Origin of the sequence: Streptomyces sp. NBC_00249 (genome assembly GCF_026342355.1) — a bacterium.
Classification (GTDB): Bacteria; Actinomycetota; Actinomycetes; order Streptomycetales; family Streptomycetaceae; genus Streptomyces.
This window is the reverse complement of record NZ_JAPEMV010000003.1, coordinates 345,192-366,929: the sequence shown is the minus strand read 5'-3', so window position 1 is coordinate 366,929 and position 21,738 is coordinate 345,192. Positions and strand designations below refer to the sequence as shown.

Genomic DNA, 21,738 nt, shown 5'->3' with positions numbered 1-21,738 from the left:
AAATGACGTCTCGGGAATTCTCGAAAAACATTGGAGCAGCGATATGAGCGACATCCAGAAGAATGCGCCGGAGACCGCGTCGGAGGAGCCCGGCCTCGAGATCGAAGACGAGGAGCTGGAGGCCCTTTCGGGAGGGCTGGAAGTCATCTGACGCCACGATCCTGGTCGTGTGCCGGCGGCGGACGCCGCCGGCACACGACCAGTTCCTTTTCCGGGAGCGAGTGGGGAGACCGCGCAGGTGCGTGTCATCGAGTCCATGCAGGAATACGAGCCCCGGGCCGAGGAGGTGAAGGTCTTCCTCGCCGGCGGGATGCACAACTGCCCCGACTGGCGCTACGACGCGGTGGCCGCCTTCGAGCAGGTCTGGCCCGGCAGCGACGCCGGCCGGCGCTCACTGGCCCTGCTCAGCCCGCGTCGGGTCATCGCCGGGCCGTCAGGTTTCAACGAGTCCATGGTGGCCTGGGAGCATCGGCACCTGGCGCTGGCGGACCTGGTGCTCTTCTGGTTTCCGAGCGGAAACACGGCCCGGCCCGAACAGCCCATCGCCCTGTACGAGTTGGGAGCGGCAGCGGCCACGGGGCGGGCCATCGCGGTGGGCGCCGAGGAAGGTTACCGGCGCCGCTCGGACGTGGTGGCACAGCTGCGCTGCGCGCGGCCGGGGCTGCCGGTCCACAGCGATCTGCTCTCCACCGTACGTACCGCGGTTGCGGCGCTGGGCGCCGAGGTCCAACCGCTCCGCAGCGTTTCGTAAGAGAAAGTGATCACCGGATGGAAACTCTCCGCTCCTTGGTGGGCGACCCCGAGCTGTTCCTCGCAGCGGCGTGGCGACGTGAGGCTCGTGTACTGCGCCCGAGCGCGCCGCCCGCACAGCTGGTCACGCTGGCCGACCTGGACACAGCGCTGACCGGCGGCCTGCTCCGCAGGCCCTATCTGGAACTGGTACGCGGCGGACAGAACCTGGAGCTGGGTGACTTCACCTCGGCGCGAAGGGTCGGCGCACACGATTTCCCCGGTTACGCCGACCCGGACAAGGTGCTGAAGAGGGTCTCCTCGGGGGCCACCCTGCTGATGCGGAACATCGATCACTGGCATCCGGGGGCGGCGGCGCTCTCCGGCCGGCTCAGCGCCGAACTCGGCTTCCCCGTCGAGGCGTTCCTCTTCGTCACGCCGCCGGGCGAACAAGGGCTGGGTACGCATCGCGACGATGCGGACGTCTTCGTCGTCCAGCTGAACGGCAGCAAGCGGTGGCAGGTGCACGGCGTCCCGGCGACCGGTGAGTGGGATGCCGGATATACGTCGCACCCGGGGCCGGTGGTGCTGGAGACCACGGTGGAGCCGGGACAGGTGCTCTACATCCCGCGAGGAGCACCGCACTCGGCCGTCGGCCGGAGCGGCGGCCTGTCCGTGCACCTGTCGCTGACGGTCCGCCCGCCCGGCACCGAAGCGCTCCGGGCCGTGCGCACGACAGCCGTGCCCTCGCTCGCGGCGCTGGCCGAGGTGCTGGACGGCTGAGAAGCCGGCCTGGCCCGAAGGCGGAGTAAGGCGGAGTTCTGGAGAACGGTCGTGCCGATGACGGCACGGCCGTTCTGTCGTCTGCCGGTGGGGCCCTAGGCATACGGATCGGCGGCCGGCGGGCGGATCTGCGTCCTGCCCGCCGGCCGCCGTGGGCGCCGGAGGTGCTCCCTATTCGTCGTTCGTGACGGTCAGCCCTTTGAGCCCTGCCACGAGGGCCTGGAGGTCGTCGTCCGAGAGATCGGCGGCGTAGGTCTCGTCTTCCTCGTTCACGGTCCTTCTCCTCTGCGTTCTGGGGTTTCGATTTCCTGGGGGTGCGGCGGTGACGGTCAGCGCGCGATGTCTGACAGCGCGGGGTGGCTGAGACCGGCCACGAGGGAGTCCAGCTCCTCCTCGGTGAGGTCGGTCGCCTCGAGGGGTTCCGGGTACGGGACCAGCAGCCTGAGCGTGCCACGGCCGGGAGTCCCCTCCCAGGACCGGATCTGGGATTCCAGGACGCCGGCCGTCGCCGGCTGATCGCGGACGACCTCGATCACGGTGCCCGCCGGGACCCTGATTCCGTGTTCGGCGAGCAGGGCCCCGGGGTCGCGGGACAGCATCCGCTCCTTGCCCGGGTCCGACCAGACGGCCGCGACCACTGCGTGGTAGCGGGCGGTGAAATCGGTGCGCTCGGCTTCTTCCATGGTGAGAACCTTCTTCTTCCGTCAGGGAGTCGGGGAGGTGGCGGCCGCGTCGAGCGGGTTCGCCGACTGCGCCCAGAGCTGGCGCTGGGCGAGCCGGTGGAACAGTCCGCCCGTGTCCGCGAGCAACTCGTGGTAGTTGCCGCTCTGGACGATCCGGCCCTGGTCCATCACCAGGATGACGTCCGCGTTGATCACGGTGGAGAGCCGGTGGGCGATGACGATCCGGGTCGCGGCGAGCTGCTGGGTGCTGGCGGTGACGATCTCCTGGGTGTGGTTGTCGAGAGCGCTGGTGGCTTCGTCGAAGAAGAGCACCCGCGGCCGGGAGATCAACGCCCTGGCGATCAGGACCCGTTGCCTCTGGCCGACGGACAGGGCGCCGCCGCCGAAGGACAGCAGGCTGTTGAGGCCCATGGGCATCCGGCGGATGTCCTCGTCGAGCCCTGCCATGGCGGCGGCCTCCCAGACCTGCTCGACGGAGTAGGGCTGGGCGCCGCAGATGTTCTCCCGGATGGTGCCGCTGAACAGCCGCCCGTCCTGGAGGACCACTCCGCACTGCCGGCGTACGGCCTGCACGTCGAGCTCGGCGAGGTCCTGCCCGTCGTAGAGCACGGAGCCGCTGCGCGGGCGCTCGAAGCCGAGCAGCAGCCGCAGCAGGGTGGACTTGCCGGAGCCGCTGGGGCCGACGATCGCGACGAACTGGCCGGGGCGGGCGTGCAGCGTCACCTTGTCGAGCCCCGGGGTCTCCTGGCCGGGGTAGCCGAAGGTCGCGTTGACGATCTCGATCTCCCCCCGGAGGTCCACCGGTTGGACGTGGCTGGGTTCCCGCTCGGCGCGCGCGGTCAGTACCTCGGAGAGACCGTGCAGGCGCGGGAGCACGACGACGAACTCGGCGCCGCTGGTGACCAGGAGGATCATGGCCTGGAGCTGGAGGGCGAAGGCCGCGTTGAGCGTGAAGAAACCGCTCGCCGGCACCTCGCCCCGCAGCGGGCCGGCCAGGAGGGCGAAGAGGATCAGTTGTCCGGCGACGGGCACGGTGACGGCGACCGCGGACAGGGCCCCCTGCACCCGGTGAACGCGTTGCAGCCGGGCGCGGGCCACCACGGTGGCCTGCGCCCATCGGCTGAACATGGCGTTCTCGGCGCCGGCCAGCCTGATCTTCATGATGCCGCCGAAGATCTCGTTGGTCACGGCCGCGGCGTGGTGTTCGGCGGGCAGCGCCTGGCGCTGACGGCGGATCACCACCACGCCGAAGAGGACGCCCAGGCCGCTGGTGCCGGCCAGCAGCACGAGGGTGTACAGACCGACGACGGGATTGATCTTCAGGGTCAGGGCGAGTCCGGCCGCCGCGGTCAGCAGGGCGAGGAAGGTCCGGGTCGCCAGCCCGTTCAGGGCCTGCCGGGCGTAGGCGGTGCCCAGCATCTTGCTGGCCAGGACGCCGCTGGTGGTCTGGGTGAAGAAGTCGGACGGGAGCCGGATCAGCCGGTCCCACAGGGCGAGTTGGACCCCCGATTCCAGTCGGTCCTCCAGCCGCAGCGCGTGCAGGTTCAGGAGCGCGGTGAACAGGGCCGCCGCGACGGCGCTCACCAGATACAGCCCGGTGGCCCAGGGGAGGTCCTGGAGGCCTCCGGAGGTCAGGGAGCTGAGCACCTGGCCGATCAGCAGCGGGGTGGCGAGGCTGAGCGACGCCACGGCGACCCCGTTGGCCAGCATGGAGCGCAGCTCCGGCGCGGTGCCGAAGGCCCCGCGGCGCAGAAGTTGCCGCAGGCTGCTGTGCGGGGGCAGGGGCAGCTGGGCCAGGGTGGCGTTCCCGCTGAAGGTCTGTGCGCGCCGCCGGTCCACCGGGGTGCGGGCCCGGGTGTGCGGGTTGACCATCCAGTACCTGCCGCGGGCGAACAGGAGGGGGAAGGGAATCAGCCGGGCATCGCCCGCGGTGCCGGCCGGCACCTTCGGGTCGCCGGTCGGCGTGCCCGTCGGCCGATCGGCGGATTCCGGTCCGGCGGCCTGCGCCGGGCGCCAGCCGATGAGCGGTCCGACGTTGTTGTGCCACCACTTCGTGGACAGCCGGACCTGGCGCAGGTGAAGCCCCGAGCTCTGGGCGACCGCCCGGAGTTCGTCGCCCGGGTTGCTGGTCCCCGGCGTGTGCGTGGGCGGCTCGGTGACGGCGACGTCCGCGCCCTCGGTGACCACCTGGAGGGTCTCGACCGCCCAGGCACGGGCGTCCTGGGCGCCGTCGGTGGCGAGCCGCCCGCCGCGGGCGCTGTTGGCGCCGAGTACGCCCAGGGCCCGTCGGGCACTGGCCGCCACCATCTGCTCGGCCGCGCGCTTGCGGACGTCGAGGGCGTGCAGGAACGCGGTGTCGGCGTCCTGGGCCCGGTCGCCGAGCGATCGCACCAGATGGGCCATCTGCTGGTCGAGCGCCTCGAACAGGGCTCCGGAGCGCAGTAGGTCCGGTGTGTTCAGGAGCTCGACCAGACAGTCGGACTCTGCGCGGGTCCAGTCCTGGAGGCCGAGGAAGAGCGCCTCGCGGCCGGCCGAGACGATGCGGTCGGTCATGCCGTTCTTGCTCATGCGCCCGTCCGCCAGCCGGATCCAGCACGGCCGGCCGCTTCCGACGACCGTGCGGCCGCGGGTGAGCGAGACGATCTGCCGGGAGCGCAGGACCTGGGCGTCCCGGGGGGCGCCGGTGGCGCGTACGGCGTCGGAGACGGCTTGCAGGGCACGGTCCAGGGCGTCGCTGATCACGTCGGCGATCCGGTCGTCGGGACCGGGTGGCCGGGCGCCGTCCGGCTCCTCCGGCTGGACCTGGCGGCACAGTCTGGAGAGCTGGTCGTGGTCGACGCCGCGGAGCCGGCCGCCGGGCAGGGGCACCGCGGTGAGCTGCCACTCGCCGGTCGCGGTCGAGGAGGGGATCGCGCTGTGGGCGGGGCAGCGGGCGACGAAGTGCTGCCGGGAGGTGTCGCCGTCGGGGGCGAGACGGCTTGCGAAGATGTCGGCCGGCCCGCCTTCGACCAGGTAGACGGTGTGCCGCCCGTCGATGCGGCGGGCAGTGGTGGAGCCGGGGCCCGCCAGTCGGGCGAGCAGGCCCCAGTCCTGGGGCGCGGTGACGGTGTTCATGTGGTTTCCCCCGCTGACTTCGCGTGGTGCCGGATGAGGGCCGCGTAGGCGCCGTCGCGTTCCATCAGGTCGTCGTGGGTGCCGCGTTCGACCTCCTGGCCGTGCTGCAGCACCACGATCCGGTCGCAGTCGCGGATGGTGGACAGGCGGTGGGCGACGATGAGGCAGGTGGCGCCGCGGCGGCGCAGGTTGGAGTCGATGCGTCGTTCCGTCTCGGTGTCCAGGGCGCTGGTGGCCTCGTCCAGGATGAGCAGCCGGGGGTTGCGGACCAGGGCGCGGGCTATTTCCAGGCGTTGGCGCTGGCCTCCGGAGAAGTTGCGTCCGCCTTCGTGCACCGGGCTGGCCAGGCCCCCGGGCCGGGCGGCCACTTCCTGGTGGATGCAGGCGTCCTTGAGCGCCTGCACGACGTCCTCGTCGGGGATGGTCGGGTCCCACAGGGTGATGTTGTCCCGTACCGTGCCCTCGAACATGATCTTGTCCTGGTCGACCATCGCCATGGTGGCGGCCCACAGTCCCGGGTCGAGCGTGTTCGGCTCCCGGCCGTCGATGGTGATCCGCCCGCTCCAGGGCTGGTGCAGGCCGGCGAGCAGCCGGCCGACGGTGGACTTCCCGCTGCCGGAGCCGCCGACCAGTGCCACCCGTGCGCCGGGAGGCAGTTCGAGCGAGAAGTCCTTCAGGAGCGGTGGGACGAGCGGGTTGTAGCCGAAGGTGACCTCGTCGAGCACCACGTGCCCTTCCAGCGGTGCCGGTGCGCCGGAGACGACGGGTGCGGGCGGCAGCGGATAGCGTTCCACGTCCTGGAGGCGTTGCAGGTCCGCGCCGATCTCCTCGACCTGGGCGCTGACCGTGGCGAGGCTGGTGACGGGCCGGTTCATCGCGACGGCCAGGCCCTGCATGGCGACGAGCACTCCCACGGTGAGGGTGCCGGTCAGGACCAGGTGACTGCCCAGCGCGATCAGCACGGCGGTGTTCAGGGCGGCGAGCAGGGCGGGCACCGCTGCCACGACCGCGGCGGGCACGCCCGCTTTCTGCTGCCCGGTGGTGACGGCCGCCTGGCGGGCGGCGAACTGCTGGTAGCTCAGCTCCTCCTGCCCGCTGGCCTTGACGGTCTCGATCATCGAGATGGTGGTGTACACGGCGGCGAAGAGCCGGCCGCGTTCCGCCTGCAGGCCCGCGACGGCCGTCGCGCGGATGGCGGACAGCCAGCGCAGCACCAGCACGTTGAGGCCGGAGAAGACCAGTGCGCACAGCCCCAGTACGAGGTCGTACTGGCACAGCAGCGCGGCGTAGGACAGGGCCAGTGCCATGTCCACCGCGGTGGATGCCAGGCGCCGGGTGAAGATGTCGGCCACCACGTCGTTGGTGCGTACCCGGCGGGCGAGGTCGGCGGCCATGCGCTGGTTGAAGAAGCCCAGCGGAAGCCGCAGCATGTGCCGCATCAGGCGGGCCGCGCTGCCGAGCGCCACCGCGGTCTCGGCGCGCACCAGCAGACGCTGCTGGAGCCATCCGGCGACGAGGGTGATCACGGTGGCCACGGCCATGGCCACGACCAGCGCGATCGAGGTTCGCGAGTCCGAGCCGAGCAGCACCCGGTCGACGAAGACCCGGGTGAGGGCCGGCACGGCGATGCCGACCAGGGCGACGAGGAGGCCGAGGATCGCGGTCTGCGGTACGACCGAGCCGAGGTTGCGCCAGCGTTCCCGCAGCGTGCGGACCAGACTGAACGGGTGTCCTCCGCGCTCGAACGCGGGGCCCGGTTCCAGTGCGATCAGGATGCCGGTGTAGGCGTCGTCGAACTCCTCCCAGCTCACCGAACGGGGTCCGGTGGCCGGGTCGTTGAGCCTGACCTTGCGGCCCATGCCCTCCAGCACCAGGAAGTGCTCGAAGTTCCAGTACAGAACGGCGGGCATCCGCACGGAGCCGAGGTCAGCGACAGGGCTCTGCCGGCCTCTGGCGGTCAGCCCGTACCGTCGCGCCGCCTTGGCGACGCTGGCCGCCGTGGAGCCGTCCCGGCTCACCCCGCAGGCCTGCCTGAGCTCTTCGAGCGGGACGTGGCGGCCGTAGTGGGCCAGCACGATGCCCAGCGAGGCCGCCCCGCACTCGGTGGCCTCCATCTGGATCACGGTGGGGGTGCGCACCCGCTTGGCGGTCGGCCGGTCGGTGCCGCGCTTCGTGAGGGTCGGGATCATCGCTTCACCAGCCAGTTCAGGGGGTGTTCCTCGGCCACGGTGAGGGTCGCCGTCACCGCGCTCTGCGAGTTCAGCGCGAAGGACGGGGAGGAGCGCGACCACCGCAGTCCGGTCGCGGACCCGGCGTCCGGGGTGAGGTGGACGGTCACCGCGACGACCGAACCGGTGGTGAGGAACGGCGTCACATCGCGGCCGGCGCCGAGGAAGGCGTGCAGGGATTCCTCGGTCTCCGGAGCGGTGCCGACGGCGGAGACCGTTCCGGACAGCGTGCCGAAGACGCTCACCGGCGCCACCGTGGTCGACAGCCGCACCGGCATGCCGACGCGCAGCAGCGGTGCGTGCGCCGCCGGTACGTAGACCATCGCCTGCAGCCGGTCGCCGGGGGTGTCCAGCCGCTCGAGGACGGCGACCTTGCTCCCGGGCAGCAGCATCTCCCCTTCGGAGATCCGGACGCTGACGACGTGCGCGGTCCACGGCGCGGTGACCGTCACGGTCGAGCCGTCCTGGCCGGTCAGGGTGTAGAGCGGCTGCTCCTTGCGGACCCGTTGGTTCGGGACCACCAGGACCGCGCTCACCTGTCCCTGCCGGGTGGCGTCCAGGGTGACGGCGCCCATCGCGTGGGTGAGCACCCCGGGGGCGGCGACGGTCGTCGGGACGGTGGCGAACGCCGACCAGGTGCCGACGGAGAGCACCACGACCAGGAGCGCCACCGTCGTCAACCAGGTGGGTATCGAGGCCAGCCGGGCGATCTCGTCGAGTTGCTCGGGTGATTCCAGCTTTCGCAGGGCCTGTTTGCGGAATCTCAAGGCTGCTCCTCGGAGTCGGACGGGCAGGAGCCGAGGGCGAACTCGGCGATGGCGGGTTCGACCAGCGTGTCCAGCCCCGAGAGGGCGGCGAAGGAGGCGACGTCCCCCGCTCCCAGCGCGCACGGCGCCAGACCCATGTCGGTGGCGACCAGGTACATCCACGCGGTCAGGATCCCGGCGTCCTTGAGCGCCAGGGCGTACGGAATCCCCTCGTACTTCCACATCAGGCGCCCGATCCGGGCGGTGATCACGAACAGCACCTGCGGTGCGTCCGGCATGCTGGCCGTCGCGCGCGCGAACGACAGCATCTTCGCGGTCTCGGGGCCGGTGGCGGCGACGGCCGCGAGGCCGTGCCGCACCGAGTCGTAGTGGTAGAGCCCGCTCTCCAGGCCGGCGCAGCGCGAGACCAACGGGTAGATCTCCAGTTCGCCGATCCCGCCCGCCCCCGGGTACGGTCGCCGGCCGGCCTCCGGGCCGTCAACGCCGCCGTCGGTGGCTCTGGCGGTGGCTCCGGCGGTGGCTCCGGCGGCGGCCGGTTCGAAGCGCTGGACCCGGTGGAGGAACTCGGCCAGTTGGGCCGCGGTGATCGGCCGGGCGTCGTCCTGGTGGCGCACGCTGCGGCGGCGGGACATCACCGCCGCGAGCGAGTCCCGCGTCGCGTCGACGGGGCCCGGGGGCGGCGCGGGCAGCTCGATCACGGGGCGCGTGGTGGGCCCGCCCGGCTGCGCGGGTTCCGGCTCCAGCACACCGCGGAAGCGGTGGGTGGCGCCGATCGGCGCCGCGTGGCGTTGCGGCCGTGTCCGGTCGTGCAGCCACAGCTCCTCCGGCGACCACAGGCCCATCGGAGCGGTGCCGTGCTCGGCCTCGGCTTCCTCGGAGGTCACCAGGACCTGGGCGGTGAGCAACTCGTCCAGCACGTGGCCGGCGGTGGACTCGTCCACCTCCAGCCCCTTGGCCACGTCGAGCCGGCTGACGCCGTCCGCCGCGGCGCCCGCCAGGACGGCGCCCAGCTGGGTGTGCGCGCAGCCGATGGCGACGCTGCTCAGCGGGGAATGGGCCAGCATCCGCCCCTGATCGGTGCGGAGCACCGCGAACCGGGACAGCCGGTAGACCACCCCGACGCCGTGCGGGCGCCGGGCGGGAGCGCTCTGCGCCCCGATCCCCCGGGGCACCACGTCGAGCAGGGGCCGGGCTCCGGCGGCGACGCGGCGCTCCAGCCAGGAGTGCGACAGCAGTCGGCGTACCAGCAGTTGGGCGGGCAGGATCCGGGCCTCGCCCTCCAGGCCGGTGACGAGCTGGGCCATCTGGAGATCGCTGAGCCAGCCCTCCGCCATGCGCAGCAGCACCGCGCGCCGGCCGGCTTCCGGGTGGGGGAGGCGCAGCCGGTAGCGGGACTGCTCCAGTACCAGGGACCCGCCCGGCTCGTTGGTCAACCGTGCGTCGACGCGCAGTCGATAGCTCTCGACCTTGGCGGCGCGCGGCAGCGGGGACGTGCGATTCAATGGATTTCACGATCCTGACGCGGGGACGGTCGTGCGACGAATGGGCGAATGGACAGGGACGGGCCGGCATGCGGCAACGGCGTACGGCCGTCCCGCAACGCCTGCGGCAACCCGGCCGGCACTGACCGTACGGCGGACGGGGCCGGTCCCCGGCGAAAGGATCGATCCCGTGACCAGCAGCGGTTCGACCGCTGCACGGATCGGTGTCACCGGTCCGCCCGGGGAGGGGCCGGGCTGCTCAGCCGTTCTCGACGACGACGGATTCCTCGACCCAGAGCGCGGCCCCGTGGCTGCTGGCCAGCAGGTCCGCGGCCAGTTCCCGGCCGTGGTTCTCGGCAGCCGCGCGGAAGACGCTCGCCAGGAGTTCCACGAGGTGCTGGGCGAATACGCCGGTGCTGTGGTCGTCCGGTCCGGCGGCCGGATCCCGGTCGGGGGACGGCAGGTTGAGCGGGAGGATGTCCGCGCCGACGATCCTGATCAGCTCCTCGGCGGCGCCGTCGATCCGGTCCAGCAGCCGCGCCAGGCACTGCAGGGTGACCGCTGCGGGGATTCCCGCCCGGACGAGGTCCAGGGCGGCACGCAGGACGCCCGGCCGGGCGATGCGCACGGCGCCGTCCTCGTCCCAGCCGAGCAGGCCGTGCCGGTTCAGGGAGTGGAAGACGCCGGGCCTTTCCCGGAGCGCGCGCTGCAGGGCGGCGGTGAGCTTCTCCCGGTCGTCGTCGTGGCTCTCCGCACCGAGAATGGCGCTGATGGACACCAGGTTGAAGCCTTGCCGCTGCAGCGAAACGATGTGTTCCAGCCTGCGCACGTGCGTGTCGTCGTAGTAGCCGACCCGGCCTCTGCGGACCGGCGGCTGCAGCAGCTTGCGGGACTGGTGCGCCCGTACGTTCCTCGGCGACATGCCGACGATCCTGGAGAGTTCCTCCACGGTGTAGCGGGCAGCCGGACGATCCGGGCTCGTACGGGGCAGGGGGCTCGATGTCATGATGGGTCCTTCCACGGGCCGGGGCCGACCGGCGGACGTTGGGGCGTGAACGGGGCGATGGCGCCGGACACCCGGCGCGACGGGGGCGCCGGTCCGGGCGAGGGGGCCGGCACGGTGCGGCGCGGCGGTGGTCACCGCCGTCACCCGACGGGCCCGGCAGCGGGGCCGGACCCAGTCGAGCACGCACCCGACAGCGCTGACCAGGCAGTTCAATCCGCAGGACTGCATCCGGCATACTTCTGTCGTACAGCTCGCGCCGTCCCCGGGGGAGCGCGGCACCACGAGGAGCGTTCCACGTGCGGCAGCCCTGCCGAGCCTCTGCCGACGGCCATCCACCAGCATCCGGTCCCGCCGGCCTCGGCCGTGGGCCGCTGCCGGGGGGAGCGGCACCATGAGCGGCGGCGGATCCGCGCCCGGCGGTTTCGGGGAGCTGCTGCGCAGCCTGCGCGTCCGCACCGGCCACACCCAGGAACGGCTCGCGCACGCCGCGGGAGTGAGCGTCCGCACCCTCGTCGACCTGGAACGCGGTCGCACGCGCGGGCCGCAGCGCCGTACCGTGCAGGCCCTGGCCGGGGCGCTCGCCCTGGACGCCGCGGACCGCGGGGACCTGGAACGGGTCGCGGCACTCGGCCGGCCCCGTCCACGCCCGGCCGCCGCCCCCTCTGCCGCCCTGCCGCTGCCGCGCGACCTCAGCGATTTCACCGCCCGCACCCAGGCCCTGGCCGGCCTGCGCGCCCTGGCGGAACGCACGGGAGGGGATCCGGCACCCGTCGCGGTCGTCACCGGACAGCCGGGTCTCGGCAAGACCGCCTTCGCCGTCCACGCCGCGCACGCCCTCGCCCCGCACCACCCCGACGGCCAGTTCGCCGTCGATCTGCGCGGCATGGACGAACGGCCCGCCGACCCGCGCGAGGTACTGGGCCGCCTGCTGCGCGCCCTGGGCGTGACCGAGCGCGCCGTCCCTCACGACACCCAGGACCGCACCGGCCTGTTCCGCTCGATCACCGCCGCCCGTCGGCTGCTCCTGCTGCTGGACAACGCCGCCGACGAGGACCAGGTCCGCCCGCTGCTCCCGGGGCACGGCAACTCGCTGACCGTCGTCACCAGCCGCCACGCGCTGGCCGGCCTGGAGTGCGCACACCGTATCGACCTCGCCTTGCTGCGGAGCGAGGAGTCCGTCGAACTGATCACCCGGATCATCGGCGCACAGCGCGTCGTCCAGGAGGCCCGGGCCGCCCGCGACCTCGCCGATCTGTGCGGCCACCTGCCGTTGGCCGTCCGGATCGCGGGGCAGCGCCTGGCGGTCCGGCCGCAGGAGCGACTGGGCAAGCTGGTCGCCCAACTCGCCGACGAGGAAAGCCGCTTGGACGCCCTGAGGGCCGGCAGCCTGGAGATGCGGGCCGCGTTCGCGCTGTCCTACCGCCGGCTCACCCCGACCGCCCGTACCGTGCTGCGGCGCGCCGCCCTGGCGGCCGGCTCCGACTTCAGCCCGGAGACCGCCGCCCTGCTGGCCGGCACCACGCTGCGCCGGGCCCGGCTGTGCGCCCAGGACCTGGCCGACCGCGGTCTGCTCCAGCCCCATCCGGAATCCGAGCGCTACCGCTTCCACGATCTCCTGAAACTGTTCGCCACCGAGCAGCTAGCCACGGACGACGACCCGGCCGCCCTCTCGGGCGCCCGCGACCGCGCCGCCCGCTGGATGCTGGCCCGTGCCAGGGCCGCGGCGCTCCATTTCGACGCGGAGCACCGCCCTGCCCCCGACGACGACCCCGATCCCGTGACCGCCCCCTCCGGCCGCGAACCGGCCCGTGCCTGGCTGGAAGCCGAACGCTCCCAATGGCTCTGGGCACTCCACCACGCCCAGGCCGCCGGATGGCACCGGCAGGTCATCGACACGGCCGAGGCCATGCACTGGTTCTCCGACCGCACCCAGCACTGGGAGCAGTGGGTGGAGGTGTTCCGGCTCTCCGTCGCGGCCGCCCGCGCGCTGGGCAGCCGGGCGGACGAGGCCGTGCACCTCAACTACCTCGCCTGGGCCTACAACATGTGCGCCTACGATCACCCTGCCGCCCTGGAGACCGCGTACGCGGCCCTCACCGCGGCCCGGGAGAGCGGCGACCGGCTCCAGATGGGCTGGGCCCTGGGCTACGGGGCCGGCGCGCTGAAACGCCTGGGCCGCACCGACGAGGCCATCGCCTGGCTGCGCGACTCCGCCGCCTGCCACCGCGACAACACCACCCCGCAAGGCCGTCTCGCCGAGCTGACCACCCTCAACACCCTCGGCGTCGTGCTGCGCGAGACCGGCCAGGCCGGTCAGGCCCTCGCCATCCACCGCAGCAGCGAGGCCATCTGCCGCGCGGGGATCCCCGGCCAGTCACCCGACCTGATGGCCGTCTACCAGGCCGCCACCCTCCACCACCTGGGGTGCGACCTCGTCGAGCTCGCCCGCTGGTCCGAGGCGGAAGCCCCTCTGCGCCAGGCGCTCACCGCCTTCGAAGCGGCAGACATGCCGGCCTGGAGCGCACCTGCCCGCCTCGACCTGGGGATCGCCCTGCACCACCTCGGCCGCCACAAGGAGGCCCGCGCCGCTCTCGTCAAGGCCCACCGCGCCCTCACGGAACTGAACCATCCCCGCCAGGCGGAAGCCGCCGCCCACTTGAGGGGCCGGCCCGACGGCGGCACGAATCGGTGAAACGGTCGAGCGCTTTCCCTGCACGCTCCTGAGCATGCGTCGGGAAATCCTTGTGGGTCTTGTGCCGGGGGTCCTAGCTTCGAATCGTCCCGCCCCGGAGACGACTTGGGCCGACAGGGCCGGGCGGTCATTCCCCGAACGGTTTCCGTCGGAATTCAGCTGGCACCCTTTTGCGGAGGAATCATGAGCGACACCCAGAACACCACCCCGGCGACCGCGTCCGACGAGCTGGACATCGAGGTCGGCGACGAGGACCTGGAGGCCATCTCGGGCGGTCTCGAGCGCATCTGACGTCGCCTCTCCCGGGCCGGGTGCCGGCGCATGCCGCCGGCACCCGGCCCTCGTCCACAAGGAGGACTGTGTGTTGAACCCGCCGAGCGATCTGGCACTCGACTTCCAGCGGCTGCGCGAGCGCATCACACGCAAGGCATCGTCCGCCTGGTTCCGGGAGAAGCGCCGGGAGATCGAGAGCCTGGCTCCCTACGATCCCGGCCGGGGGCGCGAGCGCCTCGACCAGCTGCTGGCCACCGCCGCGCAACAGGTCCCGCACTACCGCGCCCTTCGCGACCGCGACCGCGAGCAGTTGGGCCTGGGCGACTTCCCGCTGACCCGCAAGAGCGACCTGCGCGAGCACTTCGCCGACTTCATCAGCCGCGACGGGACCGGCCGGATGGCCCCCGGCGCGTTCTTCCTCACCCAGACCGGCGGCAGCACCGGGCAGCCCGTCACCCTGCTGTCCACCGCGGAGACCGGCGGACTGTCGAACAGGGTGATCCGCGAGCGGTTCAGCGCCTTCCTCGGTCTGCCGGACAGCGGCACCGTCCTCAATGTGGGACTGCTCTTCCCCGGCACCCCGCTCGTCGAAGCGGTGATGCTGCCCCGCCCCTACGTCAAGTGGAACCTGCGCGGCTACGACCCCGGGACGCCCGGCATCGTCGCCGACTACGAGGCCGTGGTCGGCCGCTTCCCGGTCGACGAGATCACCGGCTCCTCCAGCCGCGTCGTCGCCCTGGCCCGGTACTGCCTGGACCGCGGCATCACCCTGCGCCCGCACGGCGTCGTCGCCACGTACGAGCACATGCCCGACGGCGGCCGCCGTATCGTCGAGGAGGCGTTCGGCCGTCCGGTGACCATGCTGTACGCGACGTCCGAGACGGGATACGCGGCCTTCGAATGCGAGCAGCGGCGGATGCACTTCCAGGACGACCTCGTCCTGCCCGAGATCGAGCCGGTCGGCGACGGCCGGGCGGGCGAAGTCGTCCTGACACCGCTGCTGTCCACCCCCATGCCGGTCATCCGCTACGTGACGGGCGACCTCGCGCCCCGGCCGACCGCCTGCGGGTGCGGCCTGCCCGGCACCGTGACCGACGGTCTGCTGGGCCGGGCCCGCACCAGCCTGGTCGGTCTCGACGGAACGGTCTACTCGCCCTACGCGCTGCTGGCCGCGCTGGCCGCCGCCGGCCTGCCGGACTTCCAGGTCGTCCAGTACGAACCGGGCACCCTCGACCTCGTGACCGTCGGCCCGGCGGAAGCCGCCGCGGCCTGCGTACGGGACATCAACACCCGTCTCGACGCGTACTTCGGCACCCGGCAGGGCTTTCGCCTGCGCCACCGCCCGCACGACGACTTCCTGTTCACCGCGAACGGCAAGCGCAACCCCGTGGTTCAGCGACTGCCACTGCCGGACACCCCCGAACGCTCGGCCTACCTGTGAGGGCACGCCCTGGCACCCCCGGGCAGCCGCACGGGCGGACCGGCCACGAGCCTATCAGGGCCGAGCCGGTCGGCGAGTCGGTTCCCTTCGCGCACGAGGGGCCGACCAACGGCGGCGGCGTCATTCTTCCCGGGCAGACGAACGACATGTCCCGGTGGGTGACGAGAGCGCAGATGCGCAGCGCCGTGGAACGCGGCGATCCCACCGCCCTCTGGTACTACAGCGGCACCTACAAGGGGAAGTCGGTCGAGCAGGCGGCGAAGGCCAGTGCCGAGAAATACGGCGGGCAGACGATGATGATGCTGATCGAAGACCTCGGCCTGCCCACCCCGTACTACTGCGACTACTCGGAAAGGGCCGCGGCTTTCTGGCGAAACGCTTCAGTGGGTTTTTCCGAAGCCGCGCAAGGTGAGGTGCGGATCATTTTCGGCGACGCCGTCAGGAAAGGGAACACCTGGCAGCGGGTGGAATGCCCGACGCTGATGGCGAACCCGCGCGTCACTTCCGTCCTGTGGGCCCGACCCGGCACCCTGTTCCGAAAGCTGCTGGGCGAGGGACAGCCCGACCCGCGCCACCAACTGCCCGACGGAGTCGCTCTTCAGTAGTCGCCTCGTGTGGCGGTGGGACACACCGGAGCGGGTCGGACCGTGATGATGCGCCACATGTCCCGCCGACCTGCCCACTTCTACGTTGTCACGAGGAGGCGCTCGACGCCGCCGACCAGGCGCTGAAGCGCGAACCCGAGCCCGCCGACGGGCACTTCATGCGCGCGCCGAAGCAGTAGGAGGCAACCCCCGTGGCTTCTGGCGGCCGAGGGAACGGCGCCTGGCCGGGGTTCTTGCCCGTCAGGCGCCGTCGGGTCGTCGGGTCGGCCGGTCAGCCTGCTACGCGGGCCATCCAGGCTTCGACCTCGTCGGCCGAGCGCGGCAGGGCCCCGGACAGGTTCTCGTGGCCGTCGGCGGTCACCAGCAGGTCGTCCTCGATCCGGACGCCGATGCCGCGCCACTCCTCGGGGACCGTGAGGTCGTCCGGCTGGAAGTACAGGCCCGGCTCGACGGTGAGCACCATGCCCGGTTCCAGCACGCCGTCGACGTACTCCTCGTTGCGGGCCTCGGCGCAGTCGTGGACGTCCAGGCCGAGCATGTGGCCGGTGCCCGCCATGGTGAAGCGGCGCTGCAGGCCGAGTTCGTAGGCGCGGTCCGCCGGGCCCTCGAGGAAGCCCCACTCGACCAGTTTCTCCGCCAGGTACCGCTGCGCCGCCACGTGGAAGTCGCGGTACGCGGCCCCCGGCTTCACGGCGGCCATGCCGGCCTCCTGGGCCTCGTACACCGCGTCGTACACCTTGCGCTGGACGGGCGTGAAGGAGCCCCCGATCGGCAGCGTGCGGGTGACGTCGGCCGTGTAGAGCGTGTGCGTCTCCACGCCGGCATCGAGCAGCAGCAGGTCGCCGACGCGCACCGGGCCGTCGTTGTCGGTCCAGTGCATGATCGTGGCGTGCTCACCGGCGGCGCAGATCGAGCCGTAGCCGACGGAGTTGCCCTCCAGCCGGGCGCGGCGGAAGAAGGTGCCCTCGATCCACCGCTCGGACGACGCGACCGCCCGCGAAAGCTCGCCCACGCAGTCGGTGAAGCCGCGCACGGTGGAGTCCACCGCCTTGCGCATCTCGGCGATCTCCCAGGCGTCCTTGACGAGGCGGAGCCCGCTCAGCGCCTCTTCCAGTTCGGCGTCCCGCTCCGCGTCGGTGGTGACGGCCGCCTCGAGGACCGGGTCGACGCCCCGCACGATGCGGGTGGGCGCGTCAGGGGCTGCGCCCAGGTCGTCTGCGGCCGTACGGACGTCGCGGCAGGCCAGCCCGAGCACGCGTTCCGACTCGGCGAGGGAGCGGCGCCGCCCCATCCACAGCTCGGCGGTGTAGCCGAGCCAGAACTCGTCGGTGTCCCGTCCGTCCCGCGGCAGCTGGTAGCAGCACGCGTCGTGGCCGCCGTCCGGGCGGGGTTCGAGCACGAGGGCGCAGTCGCGGGCCTGATCGCCGGTCAGGTGGACGTAGCCGGAGTACGGGCGGAACGGGTAGGTGTCGTCGTTCGAGCGGGCCTTGAGGTTGCCGGACGGGATCACCAGCCGCTCGCCGGGGAACAGCGCGGACAGTGCGGCGCGGCGGCGGGCCGCGTACGGAGCCTGCTCGTCCTGCGCGAGGTCGTGCTGCTCGGAGTCGGCCCAACCCGACTTCATCAGAGCGGACAGTTCCCCGGAGACCCCCGAGTAGAGGCCGTTCTTGCGGGCCTTCGCCATGCCGTGCACCTTCTTCCGGACGGGTTCGACCGCGCCGAGGGGCCTCGGCGACCCCCGGACGGTACTGCGGAACGGTGCACCTCAGGGGTCTGCTCGTGCCAGTGGCACTGATCGGCCACTCGTTGCCCTCGCAGCACCGATAATGCGGTGCATGGCGAACGCGAGACTGGGCGAGGCCCTGCGACTGCTCGGGATCGATCCTCCGGCGGGCCGGGTGTACCTGGCGCTGCTGGAGCTGGCCCCCGCTCCGCTGTCCGCGATCGGGGAGGCGGCCGGACTGGACGGGGCCGGGCTCGCCGCGGCGTACGGCGAGCTGGTCGATGCCGGACTGGCCAGCGCCGCGGTGGCGGGCGCGGACGTGGTGGCGCCGGTGCCGCCCGCCGCGGGCCTGGAGATCCTCGCCAGGCACCGGGCGGCCGAGCTGGAGGAGTCGCGCATCACCGTGGGCGGCGCGTTCGAGTCGTTCCGCCGCCAGCGGCTCGCTGCCTACAACGACAACCTCGTCGAGGTGGTGACCGGTGACGCGGTCGGACCCCGGATGCGCCACGCGTGGGCCAGCGCCCGCGAGCAGATCCGGCAGCTGGACTCACCGCCCTACTTCCCGCTGCCCGGCGCCACCGACGACGCGCTGGCGACGCTCGCCCGCGGGGTGACGCAGCGGGTCGTCTACTCGAGGGCGTCGCTGGAAGTGCCCGGGCAGCTGGAGACGGCGATCGAGCCGTGCATCGAGGCCGGTGAGCAGGCCAGGGTGACTCCGGCGGTGCCGGTCAAGCTGGTGATCATCGACGAGGCGTACGCACTGGTGTCCCTGTCGATCAGGGAGGCGGACGTGCACAACACCATGCTGGTGGTGCAGCCGTGCGGTCTGCTGTCCGCGCTGGTCGCCCTGTTCGAGCAGACCTGGCAGGCGGCGCTCCCCCTGCACGGCCGCGCCACCCGGCCGGCCGGCCTGACGTCGGCCGACCGCCGCCTGCTCCGCCTCCTCGCCGGCGGCGCGAGCGACGAGGTCGTCGCCCGCGAACTGGGCGTCAGCCGCCGTACCTTCTTCCGCAGGCTCCAGATCCTGATGGCTCGCCTGGGCGCCGAGAACCGCTTCCAGATGGGTTCCCAGGCGCAGCGCCTCGGCTGGCTCTGAGGCCTGGCCCTTGCGCCGCGCGCAGGCCCTCGTCGGAAGGAGTTCGATGCCTCCTGGGACCGGGGCGAGCCGTACAAGTTCGCCCTGGGCAGTGGCAAGGTCATCAAGGGCTGGGACCGGGGGGTGAGGGGGACGAGGGTCCGCGCAGGCCTGCGCGTCCCGCCAGGTGTCCTGCCCTTCGTCCCCGGCCCCGGCACCGGCGCCGGCTCGGTGGGCGGCCAGCAGCGCGACGAGCCCGCCCGCGACGCCCGCGCCCACCCCGTGCTCCCTCTCGGACAGAGCCGCCTCGCCCGCCAGCCGCAGCATGGCGAACGCCCATGAGCCGACCTCCGGATCGTCCAGCAGCCGTGCCGTCTCGGCGAGCGCGTACGCGATGCCGCCCAGTCCGGAGAAGGCCCCCGAGCCCACCGCGCCGAGGTCCGCGGGCCGGGCGCGCAGCGCGTCGAGCAGCCCGGGCACCGGCGCCAGGGCCGTACGGGCCACCTCCGCGTAGTGTCCGGCCCCGGTGAGCGCCGCCAACTGGGCCAGGAACAGGGCCGGTCCGGTGTACCCGTCGGCCAGGTCGGCCGGCATCGGGCCGATCCGCCAGTAGCGGTCGTCCAGGAGCTCCAGGCCGATCCAGTTGCTGCGCGGTCCTTCGCGGTAAGCGAGGGAGACCAGCCGGTCCCCGACGCCGGTACCCGGGGGGCCGGGAGGAAAGGTCCCGCCAGAGTTCACTCGGTCGTGCTTGCGTGACGGTACGGGCCGGGAGCGTCAGCGCCCGGTCGCGGGGTGCGGGCACCCCTGCAGCGCCGGGCGGTCCTTCGTGCGGACGGCGGGGAGCCACGCCGTGGGGGGTGTGGAGCCGGGCGGGAGGCGGACGTGGAACCAGCGGGTGGACTGCAGGTCCGCCTCGTCGATGATGGCCCGGCCGTCGGGCAGCTGGCAGTCGACCGCGAGGACGTCGCCGTGCCACACCCGGGACCGTACGACGTTGTCCGCGGTGTACTGGCGCATCGGGTCGATCGCCAGGCCCAGACTGCACTGCGGGTCCCGGTCGGCCCGCTCCTGGCAGCCCTTCTCCGCATTGAACACCCGGATCGTGCCGGTCGCCGCGCCCTTCAGGCCGTCCTGTGCGGAGGCGCTCGACCGTGCCGCGTCCGACCACAGGGTCATACCGGCGATCCCGCAGAGCGCGGTGGTGAGGATCGCGGCGCGGGCCCGGCCCCACAGCCGTCCCGCGCCCCTCCCGCGCGCCTCCTGTTCGGCGGTGATGCGGGCGAGCAGGCTCTCGGCGGTGTGCGGGGCACGCGCCGCGTGGGTCGGGGCGAGGCAGTCGGCGGCGAGCTCGCGCCAGAACGGCGGCACGGCCTGGTCCATGCGCAGCGGCGCGCGCCCTTCGCCGTACTCCTGGACGGCGGCGCCGCGCGCCATGGGCGTGGCGCCGGAGAACGGGGAGGCGCCGGAGCCGAACACCTCGTGGATGATGATCCCCAGGGCCCAGATGTCGGCACTCGGCCGGACCTTCACGCCCAGCTCCCCGAGGGGTGCCCGCCAGCGCTCGGGCGGAAGGTAGTCCAAGGTGCCCATGGGGGGCGCGTACCCGTACGTTCCCGTCATCTGGGTGGCGAGCCCGAAGTCCGAGAGCTTCACGCGACGGCCGCCGTCCAGCAGGACGTTCTCCGGTTTGAGGTCGGCGTGGACCCAACCCGACCGGTGGAGGTGGGCGAGTCCCTCGCAGATCCCCGCGATCAGCCGGGCGCGGTCGGCCTCGGCCACCCCGGCGTCGAGGAGTTCCCGCAGGCTGCCCGCGGCCCGCTCCATGACCAGCACGATCGCGCCGTCCAGGGCGGGGCGGTCCGGTGCCTCGAGGACGAAGGAGTCCAGCAGGCGGATCAGCCGTGCGTGCCCGGCCCCGCGTCCCAGTTCGACCTCCCGGCGGGCGGACTCCACGATCCTGCGCGTCTGGCGCGGGGCGTACCCGGCGGTCGGCATGATTTTGAGAGCGATGTCGGCGGGTGCCGCGGACGGGTGCGCGGGGGCCCGGCCGGTCCGGTCCGGGTACCTGTCGGCGGGCTGTGCGGCGTAGACCGTGGACCAGCCTCCGGCCCCGATCAGGTCGGTGATCGTCCAGCCCCGCACCCGGTGGCCGGGCGGGAGCAGGTCCGTACCGTCGCATTCCGTGATGTCGCGCAGGGTGTGGGGCGTCGTCATCGCGTGGTCTGCCGCTCCCGCCCGCCGGCCCCCGTCAGGGGTGGCAGCAGCGTCAGGTGCTCCTCGCGCACGAGCCCGAACCGCAGGGCGAGCCCGACGATCTCCTCCCGCTTGCCGTTGCGGCGGTCGCCCTTGCCGGGTTCGCGCGGGTCCGAGGCGCCGATGCGCAGCTTCTCCTCGGCGAGGTAGTCGATGTGCGAGCTGACCGCTCGCGCGGTCAGGGTGGCGCAGGCGACGTGGCCCCTGAGCCGTTCGACGATCTGTGGCGTGGTGGGGACCGCGACGCGGGACTGGTCGCGCAGGCGCGGTTCGCAGAGCGCGAGGAGGACGAGGAAGTAGGTGGCCGTCTCGTCCAGCGAGTAGGCGGTGACCGTGAGGCGGCCCCAGGGGGCGCCCATGGCCTCCGGGTCCAGGTAGACGTGATCGGGAGCGAACACCTGGAAGGAGACGGGGACGTCGCTGCGGGTGGGCAGCACGACGCGCGAGAACTCGAACGGGACGGGTGCCCCGACCCGGCGGGGCGGGACCCTCAGGTACTCCCCGGCGCCCTCCGGGTTCTCCACGAGGTAGCTGTGGGTGGTGCTGTGGTTCGTCAACTGCCAGTGGTCGTCGGTCACGCGGATCTCCCCGGCGAGCCGGGAAATCGCCGCGTCGGCGAGGCGGAGCTCCACGGGGATCTGCGCGGATCCGCGTCCGAAGCGGGCGACTTCGCCCGGTCCGAGCCGTAACGTCACCGCATCGCCGTACGGTTCGCCGTCGTCGGCGCCACTGCACCCCTGCGGCAAATGGACGACTACCCCGCTCACCGCTCCCCCCGTTCCACGCGTCGTGCCGGACCGACGAGTGGAACAATACTCATCTCTCAAGGGAGTTCATCGGCGCACTTCAGCCACTTCGGCCGGGACGGCCCGACGGGTCGGACAG

General features: G+C 72.6%; 15 protein-coding genes and 2 pseudogenes. 7 read left to right on the top strand and 10 right to left on the bottom strand.

Annotated features, from left to right (window positions below; all coding sequences use genetic code 11):
- Positions 1–256 precede the first annotated feature (256 nt).
- Positions 257–751, top strand: coding sequence for a nucleoside 2-deoxyribosyltransferase domain-containing protein (locus OOK31_RS15910; protein ID WP_267013178.1), 495 nt, complete (start codon positions 257–259; stop codon positions 749–751).
- A gap of 17 nt (positions 752–768) precedes the next feature.
- Positions 769–1,512: a cupin domain-containing protein gene (locus OOK31_RS15905; protein ID WP_267013177.1), complete on the top strand. Its 744-nt coding sequence runs from the start codon at positions 769–771 to the stop codon at positions 1,510–1,512.
- 329 nt (positions 1,513–1,841) lie between these two features.
- Here the strand turns inward: OOK31_RS15905 and OOK31_RS15900 are convergent, their stop codons facing one another.
- From OOK31_RS15900 to OOK31_RS15875, 6 genes are all read right to left on the bottom strand, one after another.
- The gene (locus OOK31_RS15900) at positions 1,842–2,195 is read right to left on the bottom strand and encodes a hypothetical protein (protein WP_267013176.1); all 354 of its coding nucleotides are present in this window, start codon (positions 2,193–2,195) and stop codon (positions 1,842–1,844) included.
- A gap of 21 nt (positions 2,196–2,216) precedes the next feature.
- Positions 2,217–5,309 (bottom strand): ATP-binding cassette domain-containing protein, encoded by a 3,093-nt coding sequence (locus tag OOK31_RS15895; RefSeq protein ID WP_267013175.1) that lies wholly within the window; start codon positions 5,307–5,309, stop codon positions 2,217–2,219.
- Complete coding sequence (locus OOK31_RS15890) at positions 5,306–7,498, bottom strand: NHLP family bacteriocin export ABC transporter peptidase/permease/ATPase subunit (protein WP_267013174.1); 2,193 nt, start codon at positions 7,496–7,498, stop codon at positions 5,306–5,308. Before OOK31_RS15890 ends, OOK31_RS15895 begins: the two co-directional genes overlap by 4 nt.
- Complete coding sequence (locus tag OOK31_RS15885) at positions 7,495–8,304, bottom strand: HlyD family efflux transporter periplasmic adaptor subunit (protein WP_267013173.1); 810 nt, start codon at positions 8,302–8,304, stop codon at positions 7,495–7,497. Before OOK31_RS15885 ends, OOK31_RS15890 begins: the two co-directional genes overlap by 4 nt.
- Positions 8,301–9,806: a SagB family peptide dehydrogenase gene (locus OOK31_RS15880; protein WP_267013172.1), complete on the bottom strand. Its 1,506-nt coding sequence runs from the start codon at positions 9,804–9,806 to the stop codon at positions 8,301–8,303. Before OOK31_RS15880 ends, OOK31_RS15885 begins: the two co-directional genes overlap by 4 nt.
- A 238-nt stretch (positions 9,807–10,044) precedes the next feature.
- The gene (locus OOK31_RS15875) at positions 10,045–10,791 is read right to left on the bottom strand and encodes a MerR family transcriptional regulator (RefSeq protein ID WP_267013171.1); all 747 of its coding nucleotides are present in this window, start codon (positions 10,789–10,791) and stop codon (positions 10,045–10,047) included.
- 391 nt (positions 10,792–11,182) lie between these two features.
- Between OOK31_RS15875 and OOK31_RS15870 the strand changes: the two genes are divergently transcribed.
- From OOK31_RS15870 to OOK31_RS15860, 3 genes are all read left to right on the top strand, one after another.
- Complete coding sequence (locus OOK31_RS15870) at positions 11,183–13,483, top strand: helix-turn-helix domain-containing protein (RefSeq protein ID WP_267013170.1); 2,301 nt, start codon at positions 11,183–11,185, stop codon at positions 13,481–13,483.
- A gap of 361 nt (positions 13,484–13,844) precedes the next feature.
- Positions 13,845–15,197, top strand: a complete 1,353-nt coding sequence (locus tag OOK31_RS15865; RefSeq protein ID WP_267013169.1) for a phenylacetate--CoA ligase family protein — start codon at positions 13,845–13,847, stop codon at positions 15,195–15,197.
- A 173-nt stretch (positions 15,198–15,370) separates the two neighbouring features.
- A complete protein-coding gene (locus OOK31_RS15860; protein ID WP_267013168.1) occupies positions 15,371–15,802 on the top strand; it encodes a hypothetical protein in 432 nt (143 codons plus the stop codon).
- A gap of 271 nt (positions 15,803–16,073) precedes the next feature.
- Here the strand turns inward: OOK31_RS15860 and OOK31_RS15855 are convergent, their stop codons facing one another.
- Entirely contained in the window at positions 16,074–17,486 is a 1,413-nt protein-coding gene (locus OOK31_RS15855; protein ID WP_267013167.1) for an aminopeptidase P family protein, read from the bottom strand.
- Positions 17,487–17,637: 151 nt separating this feature from the next.
- Between OOK31_RS15855 and OOK31_RS15850 the strand changes: the two genes are divergently transcribed.
- Positions 17,638–18,621: a LuxR family transcriptional regulator gene (locus OOK31_RS15850; RefSeq protein ID WP_267013166.1), complete on the top strand. Its 984-nt coding sequence runs from the start codon at positions 17,638–17,640 to the stop codon at positions 18,619–18,621.
- A 36-nt stretch (positions 18,622–18,657) separates the two neighbouring features.
- Positions 18,658–18,786, top strand: a pseudogene (locus tag OOK31_RS15845) (FKBP-type peptidyl-prolyl cis-trans isomerase); the annotation flags it as partial.
- 105 nt (positions 18,787–18,891) lie between these two features.
- Here the strand turns inward: OOK31_RS15845 and OOK31_RS39395 are convergent.
- The 3 genes and pseudogenes from OOK31_RS39395 to OOK31_RS15830 form a co-directional block, all read right to left on the bottom strand.
- Positions 18,892–19,194 (bottom strand): annotated as a pseudogene (locus OOK31_RS39395) (lanthionine synthetase LanC family protein); the annotation flags it as partial.
- A 180-nt stretch (positions 19,195–19,374) separates the two neighbouring features.
- Complete coding sequence (locus OOK31_RS15835; RefSeq protein WP_267013165.1) at positions 19,375–20,814, bottom strand: serine/threonine-protein kinase; 1,440 nt, start codon at positions 20,812–20,814, stop codon at positions 19,375–19,377.
- Positions 20,811–21,620, bottom strand: a complete 810-nt coding sequence (locus OOK31_RS15830) for a serine/threonine protein kinase (RefSeq protein WP_267013164.1) — start codon at positions 21,618–21,620, stop codon at positions 20,811–20,813. Before OOK31_RS15830 ends, OOK31_RS15835 begins: the two co-directional genes overlap by 4 nt.
- Between the last annotated feature and the right edge of the window lie 118 nt (positions 21,621–21,738).

Coding starts and splice junctions, on each gene's coding strand:
- OOK31_RS15905 (WP_267013177.1), top strand. CDS start 769: ATGGAAACTCTCCGCTCCTTGGTGGGCGACCCCGAGCTGTTCCTCGCA.
- OOK31_RS15850 (WP_267013166.1), top strand. CDS start 17,638: ATGGCGAACGCGAGACTGGGCGAGGCCCTGCGACTGCTCGGGATCGAT.
- OOK31_RS15860 (WP_267013168.1), top strand. CDS start 15,371: ATGCGCAGCGCCGTGGAACGCGGCGATCCCACCGCCCTCTGGTACTAC.
- OOK31_RS15835 (WP_267013165.1), bottom strand. CDS start 20,814: ATGACGACGCCCCACACCCTGCGCGACATCACGGAATGCGACGGTACG.
- OOK31_RS15910 (WP_267013178.1), top strand. CDS start 257: ATGCAGGAATACGAGCCCCGGGCCGAGGAGGTGAAGGTCTTCCTCGCC.
- OOK31_RS15895 (WP_267013175.1), bottom strand. CDS start 5,309: ATGAACACCGTCACCGCGCCCCAGGACTGGGGCCTGCTCGCCCGACTG.
- OOK31_RS15855 (WP_267013167.1), bottom strand. CDS start 17,486: ATGGCGAAGGCCCGCAAGAACGGCCTCTACTCGGGGGTCTCCGGGGAA.
- OOK31_RS15870 (WP_267013170.1), top strand. CDS start 11,183: ATGAGCGGCGGCGGATCCGCGCCCGGCGGTTTCGGGGAGCTGCTGCGC.
- OOK31_RS15875 (WP_267013171.1), bottom strand. CDS start 10,791: ATGACATCGAGCCCCCTGCCCCGTACGAGCCCGGATCGTCCGGCTGCC.
- OOK31_RS15900 (WP_267013176.1), bottom strand. CDS start 2,195: ATGGAAGAAGCCGAGCGCACCGATTTCACCGCCCGCTACCACGCAGTG.
- OOK31_RS15890 (WP_267013174.1), bottom strand. CDS start 7,498: ATGATCCCGACCCTCACGAAGCGCGGCACCGACCGGCCGACCGCCAAG.